Annotated in this window: 18 protein-coding genes; 3 read left to right on the forward strand and 15 right to left on the reverse strand. The window is 32.7% G+C overall.

The features are described from left to right. Positions 1 to 40 precede the first annotated feature (40 nt). The 7 genes from PMI10_RS21300 to PMI10_RS21330 form a co-directional block, all read right to left on the reverse strand. The gene (locus tag PMI10_RS21300) at positions 41 to 2,761 is read right to left on the reverse strand and encodes a DNA gyrase/topoisomerase IV subunit A (protein ID WP_007811753.1); all 2,721 of its coding nucleotides are present in this window, start codon (positions 2,759 to 2,761) and stop codon (positions 41 to 43) included. 224 nt (positions 2,762 to 2,985) lie between these two features. Next, positions 2,986 to 4,194: an IPT/TIG domain-containing protein gene (locus PMI10_RS21305; protein WP_162129573.1), complete on the reverse strand. Its 1,209-nt coding sequence runs from the start codon at positions 4,192 to 4,194 to the stop codon at positions 2,986 to 2,988. Between the two features lie 80 nt (positions 4,195 to 4,274). Continuing rightward, positions 4,275 to 6,143, reverse strand: a complete 1,869-nt coding sequence (locus PMI10_RS21310) for a DNA topoisomerase IV subunit B (protein WP_007811758.1) — start codon at positions 6,141 to 6,143, stop codon at positions 4,275 to 4,277. Between the two features lie 164 nt (positions 6,144 to 6,307). Further along, the gene (gene pncB, locus PMI10_RS21315) at positions 6,308 to 7,483 is read right to left on the reverse strand and encodes a nicotinate phosphoribosyltransferase (protein ID WP_007811762.1); all 1,176 of its coding nucleotides are present in this window, start codon (positions 7,481 to 7,483) and stop codon (positions 6,308 to 6,310) included. A gap of 96 nt (positions 7,484 to 7,579) precedes the next feature. After that, positions 7,580 to 8,476: a transglutaminase domain-containing protein gene (locus tag PMI10_RS21320; RefSeq protein WP_238539494.1), complete on the reverse strand. Its 897-nt coding sequence runs from the start codon at positions 8,474 to 8,476 to the stop codon at positions 7,580 to 7,582. A gap of 88 nt (positions 8,477 to 8,564) precedes the next feature. Further along, positions 8,565 to 9,089 carry an NADPH-dependent FMN reductase gene (locus PMI10_RS21325; RefSeq protein ID WP_007811768.1) on the reverse strand — a complete coding sequence of 175 codons (525 nt, stop codon included), beginning with the start codon at positions 9,087 to 9,089 and terminating at the stop codon, positions 8,565 to 8,567. 144 nt (positions 9,090 to 9,233) lie between these two features. Next, positions 9,234 to 10,691, reverse strand: coding sequence for a TonB-dependent receptor (locus PMI10_RS21330; RefSeq protein WP_007811770.1), 1,458 nt, complete (start codon positions 10,689 to 10,691; stop codon positions 9,234 to 9,236). Positions 10,692 to 10,782: 91 nt separating this feature from the next. Between PMI10_RS21330 and PMI10_RS21335 the strand changes: the two genes are divergently transcribed. Beyond that, positions 10,783 to 11,547, forward strand: coding sequence for an MBL fold metallo-hydrolase (locus tag PMI10_RS21335; RefSeq protein ID WP_007811772.1), 765 nt, complete (start codon positions 10,783 to 10,785; stop codon positions 11,545 to 11,547). A gap of 12 nt (positions 11,548 to 11,559) precedes the next feature. Beyond that, entirely contained in the window at positions 11,560 to 12,063 is a 504-nt protein-coding gene (locus PMI10_RS21340; RefSeq protein WP_007811773.1) for a hypothetical protein, read from the forward strand. Between the two features lie 63 nt (positions 12,064 to 12,126). Here PMI10_RS21340 and PMI10_RS21345 read toward each other — a convergent pair whose 3' ends face one another. The 4 genes from PMI10_RS21345 to PMI10_RS21360 form a co-directional block, all read right to left on the reverse strand. Next, the gene (locus PMI10_RS21345; protein WP_035632583.1) at positions 12,127 to 12,771 is read right to left on the reverse strand and encodes an alpha/beta hydrolase; all 645 of its coding nucleotides are present in this window, start codon (positions 12,769 to 12,771) and stop codon (positions 12,127 to 12,129) included. 72 nt (positions 12,772 to 12,843) lie between these two features. After that, complete coding sequence (locus PMI10_RS21350) at positions 12,844 to 13,170, reverse strand: hypothetical protein (RefSeq protein ID WP_007811777.1); 327 nt, start codon at positions 13,168 to 13,170, stop codon at positions 12,844 to 12,846. A 5-nt stretch (positions 13,171 to 13,175) separates the two neighbouring features. After that, a complete protein-coding gene (locus PMI10_RS21355; protein ID WP_007811779.1) occupies positions 13,176 to 14,432 on the reverse strand; it encodes a dihydroorotase in 1,257 nt (418 codons plus the stop codon). A gap of 198 nt (positions 14,433 to 14,630) precedes the next feature. Further along, entirely contained in the window at positions 14,631 to 16,559 is a 1,929-nt protein-coding gene (locus PMI10_RS21360) for a vWA domain-containing protein (protein WP_007811781.1), read from the reverse strand. 258 nt (positions 16,560 to 16,817) lie between these two features. Here PMI10_RS21360 and PMI10_RS21365 point away from each other — a divergent pair, with 258 nt between their 5' ends. After that, on the forward strand, positions 16,818 to 17,930 hold the full coding sequence (locus PMI10_RS21365; protein ID WP_007811783.1) for a lactonase family protein: 1,113 nt from the start codon (positions 16,818 to 16,820) through the stop codon (positions 17,928 to 17,930). 69 nt (positions 17,931 to 17,999) lie between these two features. On the opposite strand, the gene PMI10_RS21370 is transcribed toward PMI10_RS21365, so the two are convergent. The 4 genes from PMI10_RS21370 to PMI10_RS21385 all read right to left on the reverse strand — a co-directional run bounded on the left by PMI10_RS21370 (position 18,000) and on the right by PMI10_RS21385 (position 23,296). Beyond that, positions 18,000 to 19,352 carry a DEAD/DEAH box helicase gene (locus tag PMI10_RS21370; protein ID WP_007811785.1) on the reverse strand — a complete coding sequence of 451 codons (1,353 nt, stop codon included), beginning with the start codon at positions 19,350 to 19,352 and terminating at the stop codon, positions 18,000 to 18,002. Positions 19,353 to 19,441: 89 nt separating this feature from the next. Then, positions 19,442 to 19,816, reverse strand: coding sequence for a response regulator transcription factor (locus PMI10_RS21375; RefSeq protein WP_007811786.1), 375 nt, complete (start codon positions 19,814 to 19,816; stop codon positions 19,442 to 19,444). Between the two features lie 24 nt (positions 19,817 to 19,840). Beyond that, positions 19,841 to 22,033: a DUF4838 domain-containing protein gene (locus PMI10_RS21380; RefSeq protein ID WP_007811788.1), complete on the reverse strand. Its 2,193-nt coding sequence runs from the start codon at positions 22,031 to 22,033 to the stop codon at positions 19,841 to 19,843. A gap of 3 nt (positions 22,034 to 22,036) precedes the next feature. Next, positions 22,037 to 23,296 (reverse strand): YaiO family outer membrane beta-barrel protein, encoded by a 1,260-nt coding sequence (locus PMI10_RS21385; RefSeq protein ID WP_007811790.1) that lies wholly within the window; start codon positions 23,294 to 23,296, stop codon positions 22,037 to 22,039. Positions 23,297 to 23,300 lie beyond the last annotated feature (4 nt).

Here is a 23,300-nt window from a genome sequence, read left to right on the forward strand (position 1 = left end):
CCGAATGGACTCAGATGACATTGATTTGCAAGAGATCATCTTATTCTAAAACCAAACCTATTTGTCCATCATCGTCCAGTTCCGTTTCAACAGATTCATCATCTGATAATTCTGGTTTTTCCGGTATTTCTTCAACAGGCTCCTCATAAGGTAAAGGATCTAACAAATTAACTTGTTTTAATTTATCCGTTGTGAGCTGGTTTCCGATAGCTTTAAAGCCTTTTACGGCAATAAAATCTTCGACATCAATATGTAAATCTTCTTTCTGAACTCCTTTTACTTTTGCAAAAACCAATTGAGCAACCGGACGATAATCCGTCGATACAATTTCTAATTGCGAATTAGGGTGCTCGGTAATAAAACTTTCCTCTTTATTTTCATTTTCAACAAGGAAACGCTTTAAGAAATAACGTTCCTTTTCTCCATCATAGTAAATAGCCGAAATTGGTTTTTTAGGATTCCATTTTTCCAGAACAATCATGTCTTCATCAAAATGAGTCGATAATTCAGGAATAATAACTTTTAATTTACCGCTTTGATTAATGATTAGGATTTTATCACTTGGCTTAAATTCACCCAGTAATTCTCCTCTGGCATCTACATTTAAACGTTTTACCGTATCATCAAACCAAACTTTTCTTGGCAATAAAGTAGAAATTCCTTTTTCTTTTAATTCAATTTTCTTGATTGGATATTTCGTTACCAGATTTCCTTTTGAAGCACGTCCTTTAATGGCTAAATTGGCAAAATCAATATCGAATTTCAATTTCTTTATAGTTCCAACCTGACGTAATAAAATAGTAATAACTTCCGCTTCTCCGTTTGGATTATGCGAAAAATAAACTACTTGTGAGCCAGCCGTTTCATTGGTCAAATCATAAGGTTTGTCACGCGTTACACCTGTAACATTGAAACGTTTAATGTATGAAGGCCCTGATTTTCCGTCGCGGTAAATCATATTGTAAATCGTTCGTTTATCGCTCTTGTCAAAAATAGCAACGTGAATAATATCTTTACCCACAAATGTTTTGGCATCAACTTTTGTAATTATCATTTTACCATCGCGTAAAAACACAATTACATCGTCAATATCAGAGCAATCCGTAAGATATTCGTCTTTTTTCAGACTGGTTCCAACGAAACCTTCTTCACGATTTACGTATAGTTTTGTATTTCTTAAAACTACTTTTGTAGCCTCAACATTGTCAAAAACACGAAGTTCTGTCTGACGCTCGCGGCCTTTTCCGTATTTCTCCTTTAACTTGGTGAAATATGCAATTGCAAAATCTGTCAGATTCGCTAAGTTAAACTCGACTTCTTTCATTTCATCTTCTAACTTGGCGATAAAATCATCGGCTTTATCAGAGTCAAAACGGGTAATACGAATCATCGGAATTTGAGTCAATCGCTGTAAATCATCATCAGTAATATCTCTGACAAATGATTTTTTGAAAGGCTCAAAACGATCATATAAATATTTGTAAAGAGATTCCCTGTCAGAATACAACTTGAAATCAATATACATTTCTTCACGAATGAAGATTTTCTCTAAAGTAGAAAAATGCCACTTATTTTTTAGTTCCTCTAAATGAATTTCTAATTCCTGACGAAGTAAATCAACTGTTCTGTTAGTCGAAATTTTCAACATTTCAGAAACTCCTATAAACAATGGTTTGTTGTCTTCAATAACACATCCCAAAGGTGCTACAGAAGTCTCACAAGCAGTGAAAGCAAACAAAGCATCAATTGTTTTGTCTGGTGAAACGCCCGGAAAAAGATGAATTAAAATCTCGACTTCAGCGGCAGTATTGTCTTCAATTTTCTTGATTTTGATTTTGCCTTTCTCATTGGCCTTCAAAATACTGTCGATCAAAGTCGTTGTATTTGTCGAAAACGGAATCTGCGTAATCACCAAAGTATTTTTGTCTAATTGGGCAATCTTCGCACGTACACGAACACGTCCGCCACGTAATCCGTCATTATAATTGGATACATCGGCAATACCCTGTGTCATGAAATCAGGATATAAGGTAAATGCTTTTCCTTTTAAAATCTTGATAGAAGCATCAATTAACTCATTGAAGTTGTGAGGAAGAACTTTGGTAGAAAGACCAACTGCAATACCTTCAGCTCCCTGTGCCAAAAGTAACGGAAACTTTACCGGAAGATTATTTGGTTCAGCACGACGGCCATCATACGAAACACCCCAATCGGTAATTTTTGGAGAATATAAAACCTCCAAAGCAAATTTAGACAAACGCGCCTCAATATAACGAGAGGCTGCAGCTCCATCGCCTGTTAAAATATTTCCCCAGTTTCCCTGACAGTCAATCAATAAATCTTTCTGGCCAATTTGCACCATCGCATCCCCAATACTTGCATCTCCGTGAGGGTGATACTGCATCGTGTGACCAACAACATTCGCAACTTTATTATAACGACCGTCATCAAGTTCTTTCAAAGAGTGCATAATACGACGCTGAACGGGTTTAAAACCATCCTCAATAGCCGGAACTGCACGTTCCAGAATTACGTATGAAGCATAATCCAGAAACCAGTCTTTGTACATACCGGTTACTTTCGTAATTACATCTTCGCCTTCTTCTTCCTGATTTTCGTAAAAATGCTGCCCTTCAAAATGCTTGGCATCTACATCGATAATTTCATCATCATTTCCTTCTTGATTATCATCAAATTGGCTTTCGTCAGAATTATTTTCTTCGTCGTTTGGAATTATGTTGTCGTCTTCTTCGTCTTTCATTTATTGATTCCGAAATTATTGATTCTGTATTAATATTTTCAAATGTTTTGTGATTCTTAGAATAAAATCATTTTTTGATGTAAATTCCTTATTGAAATTTTATTCTTAATTATTCTCCTTTCTGAAATTATACTTTTTTGTCTTTCTTATTTTTTACAATTCAGTCAATCACAAGAATGATTAAATCAAATAATTAATTTTAGTTTTAATTATTCTTTAAAAAATTATTCTAAAATCATTTTTCTCAAGTCTCCTTCTATCCAATCACTGACAAAAAGAGTTCTTCCATCTATATTCATAGCGATACTTCCTGGCTTATAAAATTCATTAAAATTTATAGTTATAACATTACCTTTAGATGTGATCATTCTTATTCTATTATTATCCGGTTCTACTATATATAGATTATTATATTTATCAATTGTTATTTCTTGTGGAAAGTTAAAAGTTGCCTCAGAAGTTATTCCATCCTTATTTCCACGTATACCTGACCCTGCAACTGTACTAACAGTACCATCTACAGCTATTTTTCTAATTCTGTTATTATAGCGATCTACTACATATAAATTGTCCATTTTATCAAAAACAATCCCACTTGGTTTACTAAATTTTGCTTCTTTAATATTTCCGTTTTGAAACCCAGTTCCATTAGCACCTGCAAATATAGTTAGTATTCCTGTTGGTGTTAGTTTCATAATTTTACTAGTAGCATCCTCAGAAATATATAAATTATTCTTACTATCAAGACACATTCCTGAAGCAGCACCAACTCTTATCAAAGCTCCTTCATTGTTACGAGGTCTGGTTAATACTCCTGAAGGTGTAAATTTATATATATATCCATTGACATCAATTACATAAATATTATTGTTGCTGTCTGTTGCAATTGCATTTGCAGTGTCAAGAACACCATTTAAAAATTCAGGATAATATTTTCCACCTGAATCAATTTTATCAATTCCACCTGTAAAATATATATTTCCTAATTTATCAATGGTGATCATACCTGGAAATAATTGAGTATTAGCATATATCTTTTCATCTTTACGGACATAACTAAAGGTCACTGTTGGAATATAATCAAAATTAGTTAATTTAAATTCGTTATTATTCTTAACAATTCTTATGGTTGGATCTGTAACTTTATTGGGTACAAGAACTGTGATCTCATTTTCCTTAACCGATTGGACAGAAGCCTTTATTTCTCCAAAAAAAATACTAATATCTGATACATTTGTTCCAAAATTAGTGCCCGTTATAGTAATAAGTGAGTTTCTTTTTGCAATAACTGGACTTACAGAAGCAACGGTTGTTTCCTTATTCTCAATATTAGTTGGATCATCCGTCTTAATATCTTCGTCACTACTATCATTGGAAGAGCAAGATACTAATATTGTGCAAAATAAAAATAAAAGCAGTATTTTTTTTACCATTGTAATTTTTTGAATATTTATATTAATTATTTTTAAATCAGAACACATTTAATTAAAATCATCTATTTTTTTAATTTTTATCAAGCATCCTCAATCGTATCCAATTCCACCTTCAAATTCTTGATAATAAATTCTTGTCGGTCAGGAGTATTTTTTCCCATATAAAAAGACAATAATTGCTCAATCGAAGTATGTTTGTCCATCATAATTGGGTCAAGTCGAATTGTATCTCCAATGAAATTTTTGAACTCATCAGGCGAAATCTCTCCCAAACCTTTAAATCGTGTGATTTCGGGTTTTGGTTTTAATTTTTCTATGGCATCTTTTCTTTCTTCTTCAGAATAACAATAAATAGTTTCTTTTTTGTTTCGAACCCTGAAAAGCGGTGTCTGTAAAATGTACAAATGTCCTTCTTTGATTAATTCAGGAAAAAATTGCAGGAAAAAAGTAATCAAAAGCAAGCGAATGTGCATTCCGTCGACATCGGCATCGGTGGCGATTACGATATTGTTGTAACGCAATTTTTCCAGACCGTCTTCAATATCCAAAGCAGCCTGCAGTAAATTGAATTCTTCATTTTCATACACAATTTTTTTGCTCATTCCGTAGGAGTTCAGAGGCTTACCACGTAAACTGAAAACTGCTTGTGTATTTACATCACGTGATTTGGTAATCGATCCGGAAGCTGAATCTCCCTCAGTAATGAAAAGAGTGCTTTCTAAATTTCTTGGGTTTTTTGTGTCCGGAAGATGTGCACGGCAGTCCCTTAATTTTTTATTGTGAAGATTGGCTTTCTTAGCACGATCTGTGGCCAATTTTCTAATTCCGGATAATTCTTTACGCTCACGTTCCGCTTGCAGAATTTTACGTAATAAAGCTTCTGCTGTCGGAGTATTTTTATGTAAATAATTGTCTAATTTGTTCTTTATAAAATCATTTATAAAAGTACGAACCGATACTGCAGGTGTTCCGTCATCAGAACCCATATCCATTGAACCTAATTTGGTTTTGGTCTGAGATTCAAAAACAGGTTCCATTACCTTGATACTAATAGCACTCACAATCGATTTACGAACATCAGATGCTTCGAAGTTTTTGTTGTAAAACTCACGAATGGTTTTTACAATTGCTTCTCTGTAAGCTGCTAAGTGCGTTCCTCCCTGTGTAGTATTCTGACCATTGACAAAAGAGTGGTATTCTTCGCTGTATTGTGTTTTACTGTGCGTTAAGGCGATTTCGATATCATGATCTTTCAAATGGATGATTGGATATTCTAAATCTTCTTCGCTGATGGTTTCTTCTAATAAATCTCTAAGACCATTCTCAGAAATATATTTTTCTCCATTAAAAATAATCGTCAAACCATTGTTTAGATAACAATAGTTTTTGACCATTTTGATCACATATTCTAAACGGAATTTGTAGTTTTTGAAAATCGTTTCGTCTGGCGTAAAAGTTACTTTTGTTCCTTTTCGTTTTGTAGTATCAATTATATCTTCTTCTTGAACCAGGTTTCCTCCTGAAAATTCCGCTGCTTTTTGTTTATCATCACGAACAGATTCTACACGAAAATAGTCCGACAAAGCATTCACGGCTTTTGTTCCGACACCGTTTAAACCAACTGATTTCTGGAAAGCTTTAGAATCGTACTTTCCACCTGTGTTCATTTTCGAAACAACATCGACAACTTTTCCTAACGGAATTCCGCGTCCGTAATCACGAACTGAAACTGTTTTGTCTTTGATCGTCACCTCAATAGTTTTTCCGGCACCCATAACGAACTCATCGATACAGTTGTCTAAAACCTCTTTTAAAAGAATATAAATACCATCATCCGGTGAAGATCCATCACCTAATTTTCCGATATACATTCCGGGACGCATACGAATATGTTCTTTCCAATCGAGTGAACGAATATTATCTTCGTTATATTGATTTTGCTCTGGCATAAATGAATTAGGATTTTTGGCTAATGTACCATTTCTCTGCAAAAAATGAAAGGGTATTATTTTAAAGTTATCAATAAAAATAGCTTTTCAAATCTATTTAAATTAGTTTTAAAATAATACAAAGGCTAAAAATATAAAAAATCAGTATTCTAACAAAAAAAATACTATTTGATTCCAAGTACTTGTTTTGCCAAAGCAATCATTTCGGGTGTTCCCGTACTTTTGTTTTTTTCATCTGAAAGTTTCACAACGCCTTGCCAATGTATATTATCAGGTTTGGTTTCGACTAATTTTATGACCATATTCATAGATGGAAGACCCACATCATTGGTGAAATTAGTTCCGATTCCGAAAGACATCCTGATTTTATCTTTACAAAAATCAGCAATGGTTTTTACTTTATCAAAATTAAGTGAATCCGAAAAAACAATGCTTTTCGATTTTGGATCGATTCCCATTTTAGTGTAATGCGAAATTACTTTTTGGGCAAATTCTACAGGATCACCGCTATCATGCCGAACACCATCAAAAAGTTTGGAATATTTTTTATCAAACTGATTGAAAAATATATCTGTTGTATAGGTATCTGTGAGTGCAATTCCGAGATCTCCTTCGTAAACTTGTGTCCAATGTTCAAGACTCATTAAATTGGCCATTTTAAAACCATATTGTGCAGCATGAAACATAAACCATTCGTGTGCATGTGTGCCTAACGGGCGTTTATTATTGACCATTGCAAAATGTACATTACTTGTCCCAATGAAACTTTGATTACCAAAACTGTTTAATGTTTCATTTACTAAAACATGTACATCGTAAGAATGTCGGCGCCTTGTTCCAAATTCCAAAACAGAAGCACCCAGTTTATTATAATTATCTATCTTGTTTTTGGTAAGGGTTTTAATAGCTTCATCATTTAATCGGATCAAATGATTTGTTTTATAAAAAAGTTCGGAAATCAAAGCCATCAAAGGAACCTCCCATAAAATGGTACGATACCAAAAACCTTCAATAATTATTTTTATTTCCGATCCTTCCTGTGTGATTTCAACTTCTGCGGGATCAAAACTATATCCTTGTAAAAAATCTAAATAGGTGGGATCGAGATAATGACAGTGATGAGATAAGTAACGTTTTTCTTCTTTTGTTAATCGTAAATCTGCCATAGCATCAACCGATCTTCGAAGCAAATCAGCAAAACCCGGTGGAAAAACATGTTTACCACGATTGATAAAAGCATATCGAACTTTTGCCTTTGGAAAAAGCTTTATTACGGCATGCTGCATCGTAAATTTATAGAAATCGTTATCTAAAATTGATTTTGGAAATGTTGTTTCCATGACTATTTGTGGTATTATTTTTTTTTCGAATTCCTGATATGCTAAGATACGCCAATTCAATAGAATAAGAAAATTACAAGCAGTCTGATACTATATTTATTTCTGAATAACTTTAAAAGAAACGATGCTGTTAGTGTATAAATAAAAAGTGATAAACTGACCGATATTTCTGTTGAAGGTTACCTGGAATTCTAAGCCGCCTTTCTTTTCTTTTGGATTTTCAATTTTTACAGGCTGGTTCCTTTTATTCAAATAATAAACCTGATCTGATTTTGAGATATTTTTAATTCTAAAAGTAACCTTGTCGCCATTTTTAACTTCAATAATACCAGAGTCCGGTGCTGTAATTTCAGAATCGTTTTCGATTAGTTTATTGTAAATTAAAGGTCCGTTCAGAAAATCATCCTTACTTAATTTTTCACCAAGAAAAGTTCCTGAATCAGGGAAATGTTTAGCAAAGAAATAGGCCGGAGGAGTATCGAAATAAATAGATGAAAACTCTTTGATCATTGCTCCTTTGTTTTCATTATAATATCCCTGTCCCCAGGTCACATCTATTAATCTCCATTTTCCATCAATTAAAACGATATTCCAGGCATGATTTGATTCAGTATTTTTTCTCCCAATATCACTCAGTCTGGTTTTAGAATCTCCACGGATGATCTGGGATTTTAAACCAACCAAAGATGCTAAATGACTATAAAGAAGTGTAAAACCTTCACAAACCGCTTTTTGAGATTTGAATGTCTTTTGAAGTATTTCATTATTAAACTCTTGTATTTTTCTTTGCTTTTCAGCCTCACTGCGATAAGAAAAACGCTGTGTTTTTGGCGGATTTAAAAAAGCGTCAAAATCATATTTTATATTAAAAGCAATCCAACAGTAAATGGCCCTTGCTTTGTCATAATCGGTATTGAAATCTGTATCGATTCTCTTTGCTAATTCTTCAGTACTGCTAAAATTTTTCGGGTATTTTAAAACAATATTATCCACAGCACTATTTTTTTGTGCAAGGGTATATTGTAGAAAAATTACATTTAAAAAAAGGAACAGAAGAAAGAGTTTTTTTATTTTCATGAAATTAAAAACTATCTTTAATAATATCTCTGAGTTCTTTATCTAACTCAATATTTGAGATTTTATTTTGTTCTAAATCAAAATTCGCATTGAAAGCAGGCAATGAAAAGGTGGCTTTTATTTGCGCACCATATCTGGGCAAAGCATTACGTCCAATTTCTAAAACTGAAGCACCGCCTCTTGAGCCGGGTGAAGTCGCTAGTAACAACATTGGTTTTTGCTGAAAAACTTCCTTGGTAATTCGGGAACACCAATCGAATACATTTTTAAATGCTGTCGAATAGTTATTGTTATTTTCAGCTAAAGAAACTACTAAAATATCTGCGCTTGCAAGTTTAGCAAGAAATGCTTTTGCAAGTTCGTGCTGTCCAACTTCTTTTTCAAGATCAACACTGAACAAAGGCATTGCAAAATCATTTAAATCTAAAACTTCAACTTCTGCATTTTTGAATAAACTTGCTGCGTAAGTTGCTAAATGTTTATTGATAGATTGTTGGCTGTTGCTTCCTGCAAAGGCTATAATTTTCATGGTATTAATTTTTATTAAAAGTAATGAAATTAAATTATAATTAAAAGCGTCTTCAATTAAATGAGGTAATTAAGTAAAATAAAAGTCCAAAAAAGAATCATTCCTTTTTGGACTTTTTATGATTTTAAACTAATAAAATTTGGGTTAATTCTGTTCTAATTCCTTTTGTGGATGATAACCAAAAAGGTGATGTTCTTTTATAATTTCCGGAATACCTGCCGGTAACATATGTTCCCAGCCAGATTTTCCCTGACCAATCATTTTTAAAACTTCGCGGGAGAAGACTTCTAAATTATGCGGATCATAATCAGCAATATCAACTACTTTTCCATTGAATTTAAAGAATTTATACAACTCTTTCATTCTAGGATGTACTTTTAAGTTGCCAGAATTCATTAAAACTCCATTTTCATCCAACATTGGATATAAGAAAACTTTCATGTCACGGTAGAATAATTTTCCAAACGCTTCAAGAATCCCACCACTTAAATGACGGTAGTATTTCTCATCAAAAATATCAACCAAATTGTTTACACCCATTGCTAATCCCATTCTGGCTTTGGTATAATTAGCAAAATATTCAACTACTTTATAATATTCCTGAAAATTCGAAATCATTACGGTTTGTCCCAAAGAACAAAGCAATTCGGCCCTGTCCATAAAATCACGTTCATCGATTTCACCATCTGAGCGTAAATTTGAAAGTGTAATTTCGAAAACGACCAAGGTATTATCTTTTTCAACTTTGTTTTCTTCGAGAAACATTTTTAATGACTTCTCATACATATCCATGTTTACCTTCGTAACCGGACGAAAACTTCCTCTTAAAGCAAGAAGGTTCTTTTTATATAAAATGGCTGCCGGCAAAATGTTTTTTCCTTCAGGATTAAACATTACGGCATCAGTCATTCCGTTTTTAACCAATTGTAAACTCATTAATCGATTATCAACATCTGCAAAACGTGGGCCTGAAAAGTTGATAGTGTCAATTTCGAGTTGGTCTTTATCTAAGTGATCATATAAGTAACGAAGTAATCGTTTTGGATCATTGTATTTGTAAAAAGCACCGTAAATCAGGTTTACCCCTAAAATTCCCAGCGTTTCCTGCTGTAATCGGGCATCAGTTTCTTTAAAACGAATGTGCAGGATGATTTCGTTATAAGCCTCATCAGGCTCTATCTGGTATCGGATTCCAACCCAGCCATGACCTTTAAATTGTTTTGCAAAATCTATAGTTGCAACAGTATTGGCATAACTGAAAAAAAGTTTATTTGGGTGTTTTTCTCTGCTTAAACGTTCCTCAATAAGTTCCCCTTCAAAGGTTAGCATTTTTTTGAGTCGGTTTTCAGTAACATAACGTCCATCGCCTTCAATTCCGTAAACAGCATCACTAAAATCTTTGTCATAAGCAGACATCGCTTTTGCAATTGTTCCCGATGAACCTCCGGATCTGAAAAAATGTCTGACAGTTTCTTGTCCGGCACCGATTTCGGCAAAAGTTCCGTAAATATTCTCGTTTAAATTAATGCGTAGGGCTTTGTCTTTTATAGAAGGAATCTGAGCGATGACCTTGTCACCTTTGAGTTTTATTTCTGTACCCATTTTATTTTAAATAGATTTGTTACAAAGTTAGCAAATTAGGTTTCTAATGAAAGAGAAATAATCCCTATTTTTGTAAAAAAATCAAGTTCAATTGAAGATCTATTTTTTAGGTACCGGTACTTCTCAAGGCATCCCGATTATAGGGGTTGACCATCCTGTTTGTAAAAGCACTGATGTTAAGGATAAAAGGCTTCGTGTATCCATCTGGATTACGTGGGACGAGCATTCGTATGTCATAGATTGCGGTCCTGATTTCAGGCAGCAAATGCTGTCTTGCGGGTGCAGAAAGCTCGATGCGATTTTGTTTACACATGAACATGCCGATCACACAGCCGGTTTAGATGATATTCGTCCGTTTAATTTCAGACAGGGCGAAATACCTGTTTATGCACATCAGCGTGTGATTGATAATCTCAAAAGCCGCTTTGATTATGTTTTTGAAACGGTTAATAAATATCCGGGTGCACCAAGCGTAAAAACTATTGAAGTAATCAATAACAAACCTTTTGCAATTGGAGACAAAACAGCAATTCCTGTCAATGTAATGCATGGTGATTTGCAGGTTTTTGGTTATCGTATAGATGATTTCGCCTATCTGACCGATGTAAAAACTATTGAAAATACAGAAATTGAAAAACTAAAAAACCTAAAGGTTTTGGTTGTGAATGCTTTACGTGTTGAACCTCATGATACACATTTTAATTTGCAGGAAGCGCTGGATTTTATAAATTTGATTCAGCCGGAAGTAGCCTATTTAACACATATCAGCCACGTTTTAGGATTTCATGAAGAAGTACAAAAACAGCTTCCGAAAAACGTTTTTCTGGCTTACGATAATTTAGAAATTACCATTTAATTATATTACAAAATGAAAAAATCCTTAATGCTTTATCTTTTTATCCTTGCGATATTAATGAATATTTTTACCTATATGTTTTACAGCAGGGAAGTAAAATTCGGAGAGGAGCGATATGATAAAACAACTAAAAAACTGAGAGACAGCATAAGTTTAGTTTCAACAAAATTGGCAGAATCAAATTATTTTTCTTTGGAAAATAATGAAAATGCACAAAACTATTTTGATAACAGTGCTTCCGGAGGAAAATTTATTCAATACGAAAAACTGATTCCGGTTGTGACCGAAAAATTACTTGACTTAAATTCAAATCCCAATGGGAATCCTTATACAGGACAAGATAAAATTGGAGATAAAAAATTTATAATAAATAAAATAAAAATCCTTAACCACAGATGGATTATTGCAGATTATAGCAATGGTGAATTATGGGGAGAAGTATTATTGAAATACTTTGTTAACGATGACGAATCGATTGATTTTGAAGTGAATCAGTCGTTGTTGTATCAGAAGTAATTTAGTTTCAGCCTCGGTTTTTCAGTCGCTAAAAAAAACTGAAAACTGAGACTGAACCGAATACTAATTAAGTAACCAATTCTTAAAATCAAAGAAATTCTGAGGAGCCACACCATGACCAACAGGATATTCTTTATAGACTGCAGGAATATTAAGTTTTTCTAAAATTTCCGGCGTTTTTCTAGCCCAGTCAATCGGAATAACCTGATCTACAGTTCCGTGTGATGCGAATATTTTAAGGTTTTTAAAATCGTTTTTTTCGTAACCTTCTTTGATGATTTCTTTATTAAAATAGCCACTCATCGCAACCACTCTCTGAATTTTTTCAGGATAAGAAAGTGCTGCAGCATAACTCAAAATAGAACCTTGGCTAAAACCTATTAAAGTAACATTGTTTGCATCAATCGGGTAATTTACAACCAATTCATCAATAAATTTAGCAATTAAATCACGTGAAGTTTTAGCTTGTTCGTTATCTGAAAATTTGTTTTGGTCAGCATCAAAATTAATAGCGTACCAGGCATATGCGCCGTATTGCAAATCGTAAGGAGCTCTTGCTGAAATGATATAATAGTTATCAGGAAGTTCAGTTGCAAACGAAAACAAATCGGCTTCGTTACTGCCATAACCGTGTAATAAAAGTAAAACAGGATTCTTGTCTAAGATAATTTTAGGTTCTCTTATGTTATATTCTAATGATAAATTCATTTTTTGTTGTAAGTTATTTAAGTCTTCGTTCAGTATCAATTGAATTTTGACATTGCTATTACTATTGAAATTTTATCCTATAGATTTAAACCATTTTTGAAATAATTCTCCAACTAAAGGAATTGGTCTTGTATGACCTTGTATGGCGCTAAAAATTCCATAAGCCCATAAAACAGAAATACAAATCCACATGGGGAAAGTGATAAAAAAGCTGTCAAAGTTGCTTATAATAGCCCCAAATGAAATGAAAGCCAGCGATAATCCCAAAGCCTGACGAATATGGAAAGAAGCAAAACTATTTTTGTTTTCAGAGTTCATAGACATGGCAATTAATACACCAACGATTAAAATATAGCTCGTAATTGCGGCAGTTTTTCCCTCTTCGATCGAATTATTCATTGTAATTATTTTGTGTTAACAAGTTGATTTTGATTTAAAATTCCATAGACAGAACCTTTAATTTCGGTTCCTAAAAATGCAGAATTTTTAGATTTTGAAAGAATGTTTTCTTTTGTAAAAGTTGATTTTCCTTCTGGTGTAAAAAGAGTAAAATTAGCCTTAGAACCTTCAGCGATTGAGTTATTTTTAATTCCGAAAACTGCTTTTCCAAGTGTTAGCTTTTCAATTATGGTTTCTAAAGGTAAAACAGTCAATAAAGCTCCAAAAGCACTTTCAAGTCCAATTGTGCCGTTTTTAGCGGTATCAAATTCCATTTTTTTGAATTCAATGTCAATCGGATTATGATCAGAAGTAATCATGTCGATTGTTCCGTCAAGAACAGCTTTTACAAGAGCAATTCTGTCGGTTTCAGTTCTTAATGGTGGTGTTACTTTATAGCGGGTATCAAAACCTTCCAGCTTTTCATCATTTAAAACTAAGTGATGAACAGCAACACTGCAAGTCACATTCAGGCCTTTAGCTTTTGCTTCCTTAATCATAGCAGCAGACTTTGCCGTAGAAATTGTCGGAATATGAAGTTTACCTCCTGTATATTCTAGTAAAAACAGATTTCTTGAAATTTGCAATTCTTCGGCTAAGTTTGGAATTCCTTTCAGGCCTAATCTGGTAGAAACAATTCCTTCGTTTACAACACCATTTCCTTTTATATTGGCATCTTGCGAATAAGAAATAACCAAGCCATCAAAATCCTGTACATATTGCAAAGCAATTTTAAGCAGATTGGCATTGTCAAGGCTTTTATTATAATCTCCAAAAGCTACAGCACCGGATTTTTTCATGTCAAATAATTCTGCCATATCCTTTCCTTCGCTTGATTTAGTCAAAGCTCCGATAGGGAAAAGTTCTGTTGCAAAACCATTTGCTTTGTTTTTTACAAAATTGATTTGCGATTGATTGTCAATAACAGGGAAGGAGTTTGGTTGTAAAGCAACACCTGTAAAACCACTTTTTGCAGCGACATTCAATCCGTTTGCGATGGTTTCCCTGTCTTCGTAACCCGGCTCTCCAAAAGAAACACTGCTGTCAAACCAACCTTGTGAAAGATGAAGATTATCAAACTTTACTTCGATTGTATCATCGATATCGAGAATTGAAGTTCCTATTTTTTCTATAATACCATCTGCAATTAAAAGATCAGCAGTCTTGTTATGAAACGGACTTTTTGAATCGATAATTTTGGCGCTTCTGATGATTATTTTCATATGTAGATAAATTTATTTTAAATTGGAATCGTAATTTTTAAACATATAGAAACATAGATTTTTCTTTTTTGTGTTAAGGCAAAAAATAAATGATATATCATTTACACATAGCTATGTGAATTTCAAAAAAGTGAAACGCCTTTTTTAAGCTTTAAATATCTATGTTTCTATGTGTTTAATTTATATAGAACTTTGATTTTACTTCACAAATTTGATGATTGCCATTTCTAAAGCTAAAAATAACAGTGCAAAGATAACAAACCATTTCCAAATTTGACTGTCAGTTCGCTCTGTTTGTAACGTGTTAAAAATAGTTGAAATAGTATCGGCGGTTTTAAAACCTGAAACTACATTTGTATTTATCTGACTTAAATCACTTTCGCTTCGTTTGTAATTGAAGCTCAGGTTTTCTACCCAATTTTTTTTATCGAAAACACTATAATTTCCGGCTGTTTCAGGAAAATCATTAAAGACTAATTTTACTTTATTATTCAGGATTTGCTGAATTGGAATAAAAGAATCGTCATTTCCTTTTACTTCTAAAATTGCATCTTTCGTTAACAAAACATCTGTGAAATAAGGCTGATTATTGCCAATCGTCAATGCATTAACTCCAGTTTTCTGATTGTTCTGACCCATTTTATAAAAAAGAGGAACAATTAACGGCGATTGCTGAAAGTTTGAATTCACAGTGTTAATAGGTGCTGAAAAAACAGAAACCCCAGAAACCGGATTTTGAACCATTGTCAAAAATACACTTTGATCTTCATAGGATAAAACGGCTGGATATGGACTCGTTATATCAAATGATTTGGCTGTTTTTGGATATTGGAAATTACTTATTTTATTTTCAAAAACGCCGGAAAACAAAGGATGATCAAAGTTGATTTTGGTAATTAGTTTGCTTGTATTCTGAAGATTTTTAAACTGAATTTTTCCAAAATTATTTAAAAACGAATTTAGGTTTGTAACTGAAGTTTTTTCAGAAGGAATGATTACTAAATTTCCTCCTTTTGATACAAACATTTTTAAAGTAGTCTGCAAAGCCTGTGGAATTTCCTCTAATTCATTTAAAATAATAGTATTTTGTTTTTCTAAACTATTATAATCTAAACTGCTGATAGAATAATTGTTGAAATTGAATTCTGCCGGAGTGTAAATTCTTGATAAGAAATTACTTTTTTCAGGATCACCAATACTGATTACATTCGTTTTTTTAGTTTTCGAAATGCTGAAATAAAGCTTGTTGTCATAAGTCAAACCGTTGTCTTCAATAGTTACATATCCGTGAAAAATTTCTTTTGGGATCGTAAAATTGATTTTCTTTTTCTTGTTATCAAAATTGATAATCGTTTTGGCAATCAGCTTATTCTGATTATAAAGCGCCATCGAAATTGGTTTAAAATCTTCACCATAAGCAGATAAATTTACACTGATTTCGTAAAAATTCTCTAAAGTCTGATTGATGAAAACGCTGTCAATAGAAACATTGTTTTTTTGCTCAGCTTCAGGAATTATAAAATAAGGTTTCTCTTCAGAATCAATGTTTTTTACATCTTTCTCAGTCAACCCAACGGCATCGGTAATAATTACAATATCTTTTTTATGTGCGGATTTATGTGCTTTTATTTTTGCTATTATTGATGAAAGTTCCAGCGGAGTTGCGCTGTAGCTTAAATTTTGTAAAGCACTTTTAGATGATTTAATATCTGTATTCCAGTAGTTTTCGGTATTGGTAAGTAATGAAAATTGAGCACTTTCGGGTGTGTTTTCCAATAATTCCTGAACGGCACGTTTTAGTAATTCGCCTTTTTTACCTTTTGCCTGCATACTAAATGAATTATCCAGAACGATATACATTTCATTTGCAGCATTTTTACTGTCTTTTGCTTCGAAAAAAGGCTGGGCAAAAGCCAAAATAATACAGGTAAGCAGTAATAAACGTGTTGCTAATAATAATCTCTTTTTAATTTTTGAGCTTTTACGAGTCTGAACAGCAAGTTCTTTTAAGAAGCGGACATTCGTGAAATAAGAGGTTTTAAAACGTCGTAATTGAAATAAATGAACCAAAATTGGAACAATCAATAAAAACAGAAAGTATAGAATTTCGGGTTGTTTAAAATGCATTCTGGCTTTGATTTACTTCACTACGTTTTATTTTTCGTGAAGACGCTGTCAAAAATACAAATTTGTTTTCAATTTTTTTTTGTTTAACCATATAAGTAACATAAGTTCATTTAAATTAGTTTTGCTAAAGCTGTGCTTATAATTACTTACATGACTTATATGGTAAATAATCCTAAAAATGTAAGTTTTCTAATTTTATTTGTAATGATGAAAAAGATATTAATGTGTATTTTAGCTAATTAAATAAAACAAAAAAATATGAAAAGAATATATCTGGTACTATTTTCAGCTTTGGTAATTACAACTTCAAAAGCCCAGAATAAATTTAACTTATTGGTTGGAACATATACCAATACTTGTCAGAGTAACGGAATTTATGTTTACGAATTTGATGCCGCTTCCGGAGATTTTAAATTAAAAAATTCTTCAGAAAATGCTGTGAGTCCAAGTTATTTGTCAGTTTCTGCAGATAATAAGTTTATTTATGCCGTGAACGAAAACGGAACCCAAAGTACAGTAAGCGCTTTTGGTTTCGATTCTAAAACAGGAAAAATAAATTTTATAAATAAAAATGCTGCTTTAGGAGCTGATCCCTGTCATTTGATTAATGATGATAAAAATGTTATCGTTGCTAATTATTCGGGTGGAAATATTGTAGTTTTTAAGAAAAAAACTGACGGAAGTATTTCTGAAGTACAACAGGTAATTCAGCATGAAGGTAAAGGACCAAATGAAGCACGTCAGGAAAAAGCCCATGTGCACATGGTAGCTTTTTCTCCCGATAAAAAGTTTGTTTTAGCTAATGATTTAGGCTTGGATAAAGTTTTTATTTATAAATATAATCCAGGTGCAGCACATGAAGTTTTATCATTAAAAGGAAGTGTTGATGTTAAAAAAGGAAGCGGACCAAGACATTTAACTTTTAGCAAAGATGGAAAATTTGTGTATTTGCTGCAGGAATTAGACGGAACACTGACTACTTTCGCTTACGATAAAACTGGAAGTCTAAAACTTTTGAATGAAATCAATATTATTCCCAAAGGATTTAAAGGAGCAAATAGTTCAGCAGCTATAAAAATTTCGCCTGATGGTAAATTTTTATATGTTTCTGACCGGGGTGATGTAAACTCGATTTCAGTGTATAAAATTCTTAAAAACGGAAGCCTGGAATTGGTGGAACAAGTAAATACTTCAGGAAAAGGACCAAGGGATTTTGCTATAGATCCGTCAGGAAATTACCTTTTAACGGGACATCAATATACGAATGATATCGTTGTTTTTAAAAGAGATAAAACTACAGGAAAGCTTACAGATACTGGAAAAAGAATCAAATTGTGTTCGCCTGTTGGATTGGTTTTTACGAAGATTTAGAAAGTTTTTAGTCTCAGTCACAGTTTTCAGTTTCTAACAGACACTGAAAACTGTGACTGAAAACAGAGACTATTTATTACTGTCTTTTCTTTTCTTATCCCTGGTCTTCAGCATATTTCTATTAACAGAACCATGAGTTTTCTTTTTGGTTTTTGAAGGTCCTCCAAGATTGACTTTTTTATTCTTTTTATCTTTTTCGTGAAAAGCACCATCACCCGAGAGCTTTGGTTTTTTGGTTAAAAATTTAATTGGCTGACGATCTTTTTCAGGTTCAATCAGTTTTAGTGAAATTTCAACTTCTTCAGGGAAATCAGCAATTTTAAGTTCCTGATTCATTAATACTTCCACTTCAATTTTAAATTCTTCTTCACGAGGCGTGATGAAGCTAATTGCAGTTCCGGTTGCATCGGCACGACCTGTACGGCCAATTCTGTGCATATACAATTCCGGGAATTCCGGAAGCTCAAAGTTGATAACATGTGAGATATTAGAAATATCCAAACCTCTCGCCATAATATCTGTCGTAATCAGTCCGCGCAGATTTCCTTCCTGAAATTCTGCCATCGTACTTAAACGGTAATTTTGAGATTTATTAGAGTGAATTACTCCAAACTGACCTTCAAAATCTTCTTCGATACGTGTATGAAGCATATCTGAAATCTTCTTATTATTCACAAAAACCAAGACACGTTCCATGCTTTCGTTTGTTTCTAATAAGTGTTTCAGCAAGTTTACTTTTGTATTAAAGTTCGGAACATTATACGTAATCTGAGTAATATTTTCAAGTGGAGTTCCTGAAGCAGCAAGTGTAACTTCTTCCGGAAAATCAAAAAAGTCATTTAAAACAGCATCAACTTCATCGGTCATTGTTGCCGAGAATAAAATATTCTGACGTTTGGTTTTCATCATTGCCAAAAGTGCTGTCAATTGTGTACGGAAACCTAAATTCAGCATTTCATCAAACTCATCAATAACTAATTTTTGAGTTTCATCAAAACGAATAACGGCATCCAAAGCCAAATCCATAGTTCTTCCGGGTGTTCCAACTAAAATGTCAACACCTTCATAAACAGCTTTTTTTTGTGTATTAATGTTTACTCCACCAAAAATTCCGAGTGTACTAACCGACATATATTTGGTTAGTTTCTCGACTTCTTCCACAACCTGAACCACTAATTCGCGAGTTGGTACAAGAATTACAATTTTAGGTGTATTGGTTGGTGTAAATTTATATAATTTTAAAAGAGGCAATAAATAAGCAAATGTTTTTCCGGTACCGGTTTGCGCAATCCCCATCATATCACGGCCTGACATAATCACAGAAAAGGATTTTTCCTGAATAGGAGTTGGGGTAACAAATCCTAATTCGTCGATTGCTTTTTGTAGGGATTTTGGAAGATTGAATTTTTCGAACGTGCTCATTTGCCTTAATTTTTTTGCAAAGATAGCATTAAATCCCCTTATAACAGATAAATACTGAAGACATCGTTAATCGATTACTGGTTTATTTACTAAGATCTTATTTTTAAATATCTTTTGGCACGTAATAATAATTCGTTCGGAGTAAATGGTTTAGCGATAAAATCATCAACTCCTAATTTAAAAGCATCAGAAACGGTTCTTTCTTCTTCACTTAACGCAGACAAGGCGATAACCGGGATATCAGGATGATTATCTTTAATGAATTTTATGACTTCAAGTCCTGATTTCATTGGAAGCATAATATCTGTTATAACTAAGTCGGGCAGTTCTTTTGGAATTCTTTCAATAGCATCTAATCCGTCTTTTGAAATTAAAAGTTCATAACCCTCTTTAGTAAATATGAATTTTAATATTTCAATAGTCATGTTGTCGTCTTCAATAATGAATATCCTTTTTTTATCCATTGTTTTTTCTTTTTTGAGTATTTTTTATTTTTGCAGCAGTACTATTTCATCTATCATCAGCATGGGCTTTTTATTTTTTCTTTCTCGCCAGGCCGGAATTTTTTGTTCAGGTATAAGAATAATCTTTATTTTATCAAAAATACGAAAACTAATCTTGCTAAAATTATAATTTTCTATATTTAAATTATAATCCTCTGTTAATTCTTTGCTTTTTTGTTCTTTAATGATTTTCCACTTTTGATTTCGTAATCCTTTTAAAATAATTTTAGAAGGCAAAAATATCCAATGCCTCTGATCTTCTAAACATTGAAATTCTAACGTATTAAAATCAGTATTATTACAATCAATAATAAGCTCTGCATTCTTTTCATACCAGCCTGTCCAGTTAATATTAAAATCTTTGTAGCCTTTTATTCCATCTTTCAGCCCGTTTTCTTTTTTAGCATTATAATCAGATGATGGCCGGGTTACAAATTCATATTTCATATTTTCACCTAAATGGTCTATTACATTATTTTTTGCTATGTATTTCCATTGCGTAAGATATTCTTGTGGGCTGAGACCACCCTCGCTAAGTTCATAAATTCCAAATTCGGTACAATTTTTTGTAAAGTCCTGAACACGATTTTCCAAATTGTCCTTCACTGAAAAAGTCCCGTCTTTTTTTTGATACATTCCGTGAGGTTCTTTTCCGTAAAATTTTGCCTGCTCAAAAAATACATATTCCAGGTCCAGACGTAATTTTTTGATTCTTTTTTTAATTAGAATATCTTCATCGGCATTCTCTGCTTTAGAAAGTAAATTATCATAAAGCGCCATGTTTTCAGAAGATAAAAAACTATTTCGCTGCTCGACAGGATTGGAATAAATATCCAGATAGGTGTTTTTTTCTTTTTGATTTTTGGTCAGGTTTTCTAAATATTCCTGAATAAAGGGAGCCGCTTTTCCATAATAACCCCTTAAAAAATCAGATGTTGTTTTTTTTACATCAATAGTCGAATTCCATAGTAATTTTGCTAAAAGATATTCTCTCAATTCGCTAAAACTTCCGGGAACATCAGCATATCCCTGAGTAAAAACACCTTTTATTCCTATAGTATTTAAAAAGGCATAATTGGAAGAAAATGTGTGAAGGTTGGGGAAAGGCGATACATAATTTGAAAACTCAACAGTATAATCCCAGAACATTACATTTTTGGAAAGTTTAACCCATTTTTGAAGAACATTTTTAATACCATTATTTTTGCCTTCATTTAAAGCTTCATCACGATTTGCTTCAATTGGACAAACCATTGGATACAAATTTGGAGCTAATATTAAGTTCTGTGGAGGCTGATAACTATGTAAATAAGCTAATGTTACAATTTTAGTTTTTGGAAATTGTTTGGCTATTTTGTTTAAAAAATAATAATGTGCTCCCTGAGGCGAACCGTATTTTTGATTTAATTTTTGACAATCACTACATTCACAATATACAACATCATCATTGTGGCTAATCGAAAAATAGGAGGCATTTGGTTTTTCCTGAATAGTTTTTGATATATTGTTTTGCATTATTTTAAAAACCGTATCATTTGAATAGCAAATAGATTCGCCACGCCGTTTATGATCGTAAAGTGCAAACATTTTTGGATTTTCCTTAAAATGTTCTTTGATAGGTACAAGTTGTTCAAAAGTATGGCCCCAAAGACCAAAATCATCCAAATACCAATCTATTTTGTGCCATTTTCTAAAAGCCTCATCATAAACCCCGGGATATAATAATCCTCTGAAATCAAATGAAGGCTGTTCTTTTATTTGTTTATTTTTTGGGTATTTTAAGACTTCAAATTTTGGATAATAAGTATACTCAGCTGTGAATTTCCGTATTCCCCAATATTCCAGTAAACTATAAACACCATATTCTAAAAATAATGCAGATGTTGCTCTTAAAGTTATTTTTTTTGTGTCTGAATTAATTTCAAAAAAATCTTTTTCTTTAGATTGAAAAATTTCCAAAACAATTCCGTTTTCTGCTTTATCTGCAGCAATTTCAAAAGAAGCCGGGCTAATTTTACCTAAATTTTCCTTAAGAATTTTTGCAGCTGTCAAACATTGGGCATCCGTATAATTGATATGGGTATTTGATGCGGATTGTTGAAATATAATCTCGTTTTGCGACATCATTTTTGGGTTTAAAATGAAAAGTAATCCAAGTATAAAAATCCACTTTTGCATGGTTTAAAATTTATATTGCAGGGAAAGCGATATTTCATATTCATTTTGTCGTTTGTCCGGTGAATACTCCTGATTATTATACAGAAACTGCAAGCCTGCAATATAATTACTGTAGAGTGTTTTGCTTATTCCGGCCCCCATCCGATAAGAGCTTAGATTTATTCTTTCACTATATAATCCGGCAGTATTATTGTCATCAGGAGAAGTTCCGTAGCCTAAAATTGCAAATAAATAATCGTACCTGGTGTCCAGATAATAACGGGAAGTAAAAGTAAATGCAGGATTTATTTTATCATCAGAACTTTGAAGAAAAGAACTCAGATTAAACCAAAATGATTTATAATATGTCCCAAATCCTAAAACCAATGCAGGAAAATCTTCAGTATTGGTTTTGGTATATCGGAATCCTAAATTGGCTTCCCATTTTTTTAAAAAACTAATAAAGTAGGTAGCTCCTAGTCGATATTTGGGATAAACCCTGTCATTGCTAAAAGCGGCATTTAAAAACAAATAGTTTCTTTTTGTAGTAAAAAGATAGGAGGAAAGCTCATATTGTATTCCGTTTACATCATCTGCCGAATCAGATTTTCTGTTCATGGCATTTATATTTGCTATTAATGATCCCCAATTCCGGGTTCGGATATATTGTGCCATATACTGATTCCATGGTCCATAACCTTCACGATTAAAGGAAGTGTGCGTATATTGTACTCCAATCCTGTCTTCTTTTATTTTGCCGGAAAGTAAAATATACCGGTCTTTAAACGGAATGTTTTTAGGATTTTGCTTAATCAATTGGATCATTAATTCTAATTCAGCTTCTTCATTACCTTGTAATTCATAGATGTTTAATTTTTTTGTATCGTAGTAAAGTTGGTTTTGAGGATAAAGCAATTTTGCTTTTTCGATATTTTCTAATGCCGAATTATACTCATGATTGCTGATTTCTAAATTGATTAAATAATTGTACGCATCCGGATATTTATCGCTTTTTGAAATTACTTTTCGATAATAAAACTTCGCACTGTCAGTCATTTGAATTCTTTCAAAGCTTCGTCCCAGCAATACATAATAATCCAGATAATCGGGAGCTATTTTTAATCCGGTTTTCGCTTTTTGAATTATTTCCTGTGGATTTTTCTCTAATTTAAAATCAGAAATAAGCTGTACCAGTAAACTATCGACATCAATTTTTTGAGCAATAGCAGGATTGTTATTTACCAGGAAAAATAAAACAACGGATAGGATAAAAGAGGTTTTCATTTGA

The sequence above is a fragment of the Flavobacterium sp. CF136 genome, from assembly GCF_000282055.1.
Lineage (GTDB): Bacteria > Bacteroidota > Bacteroidia > Flavobacteriales > Flavobacteriaceae > Flavobacterium.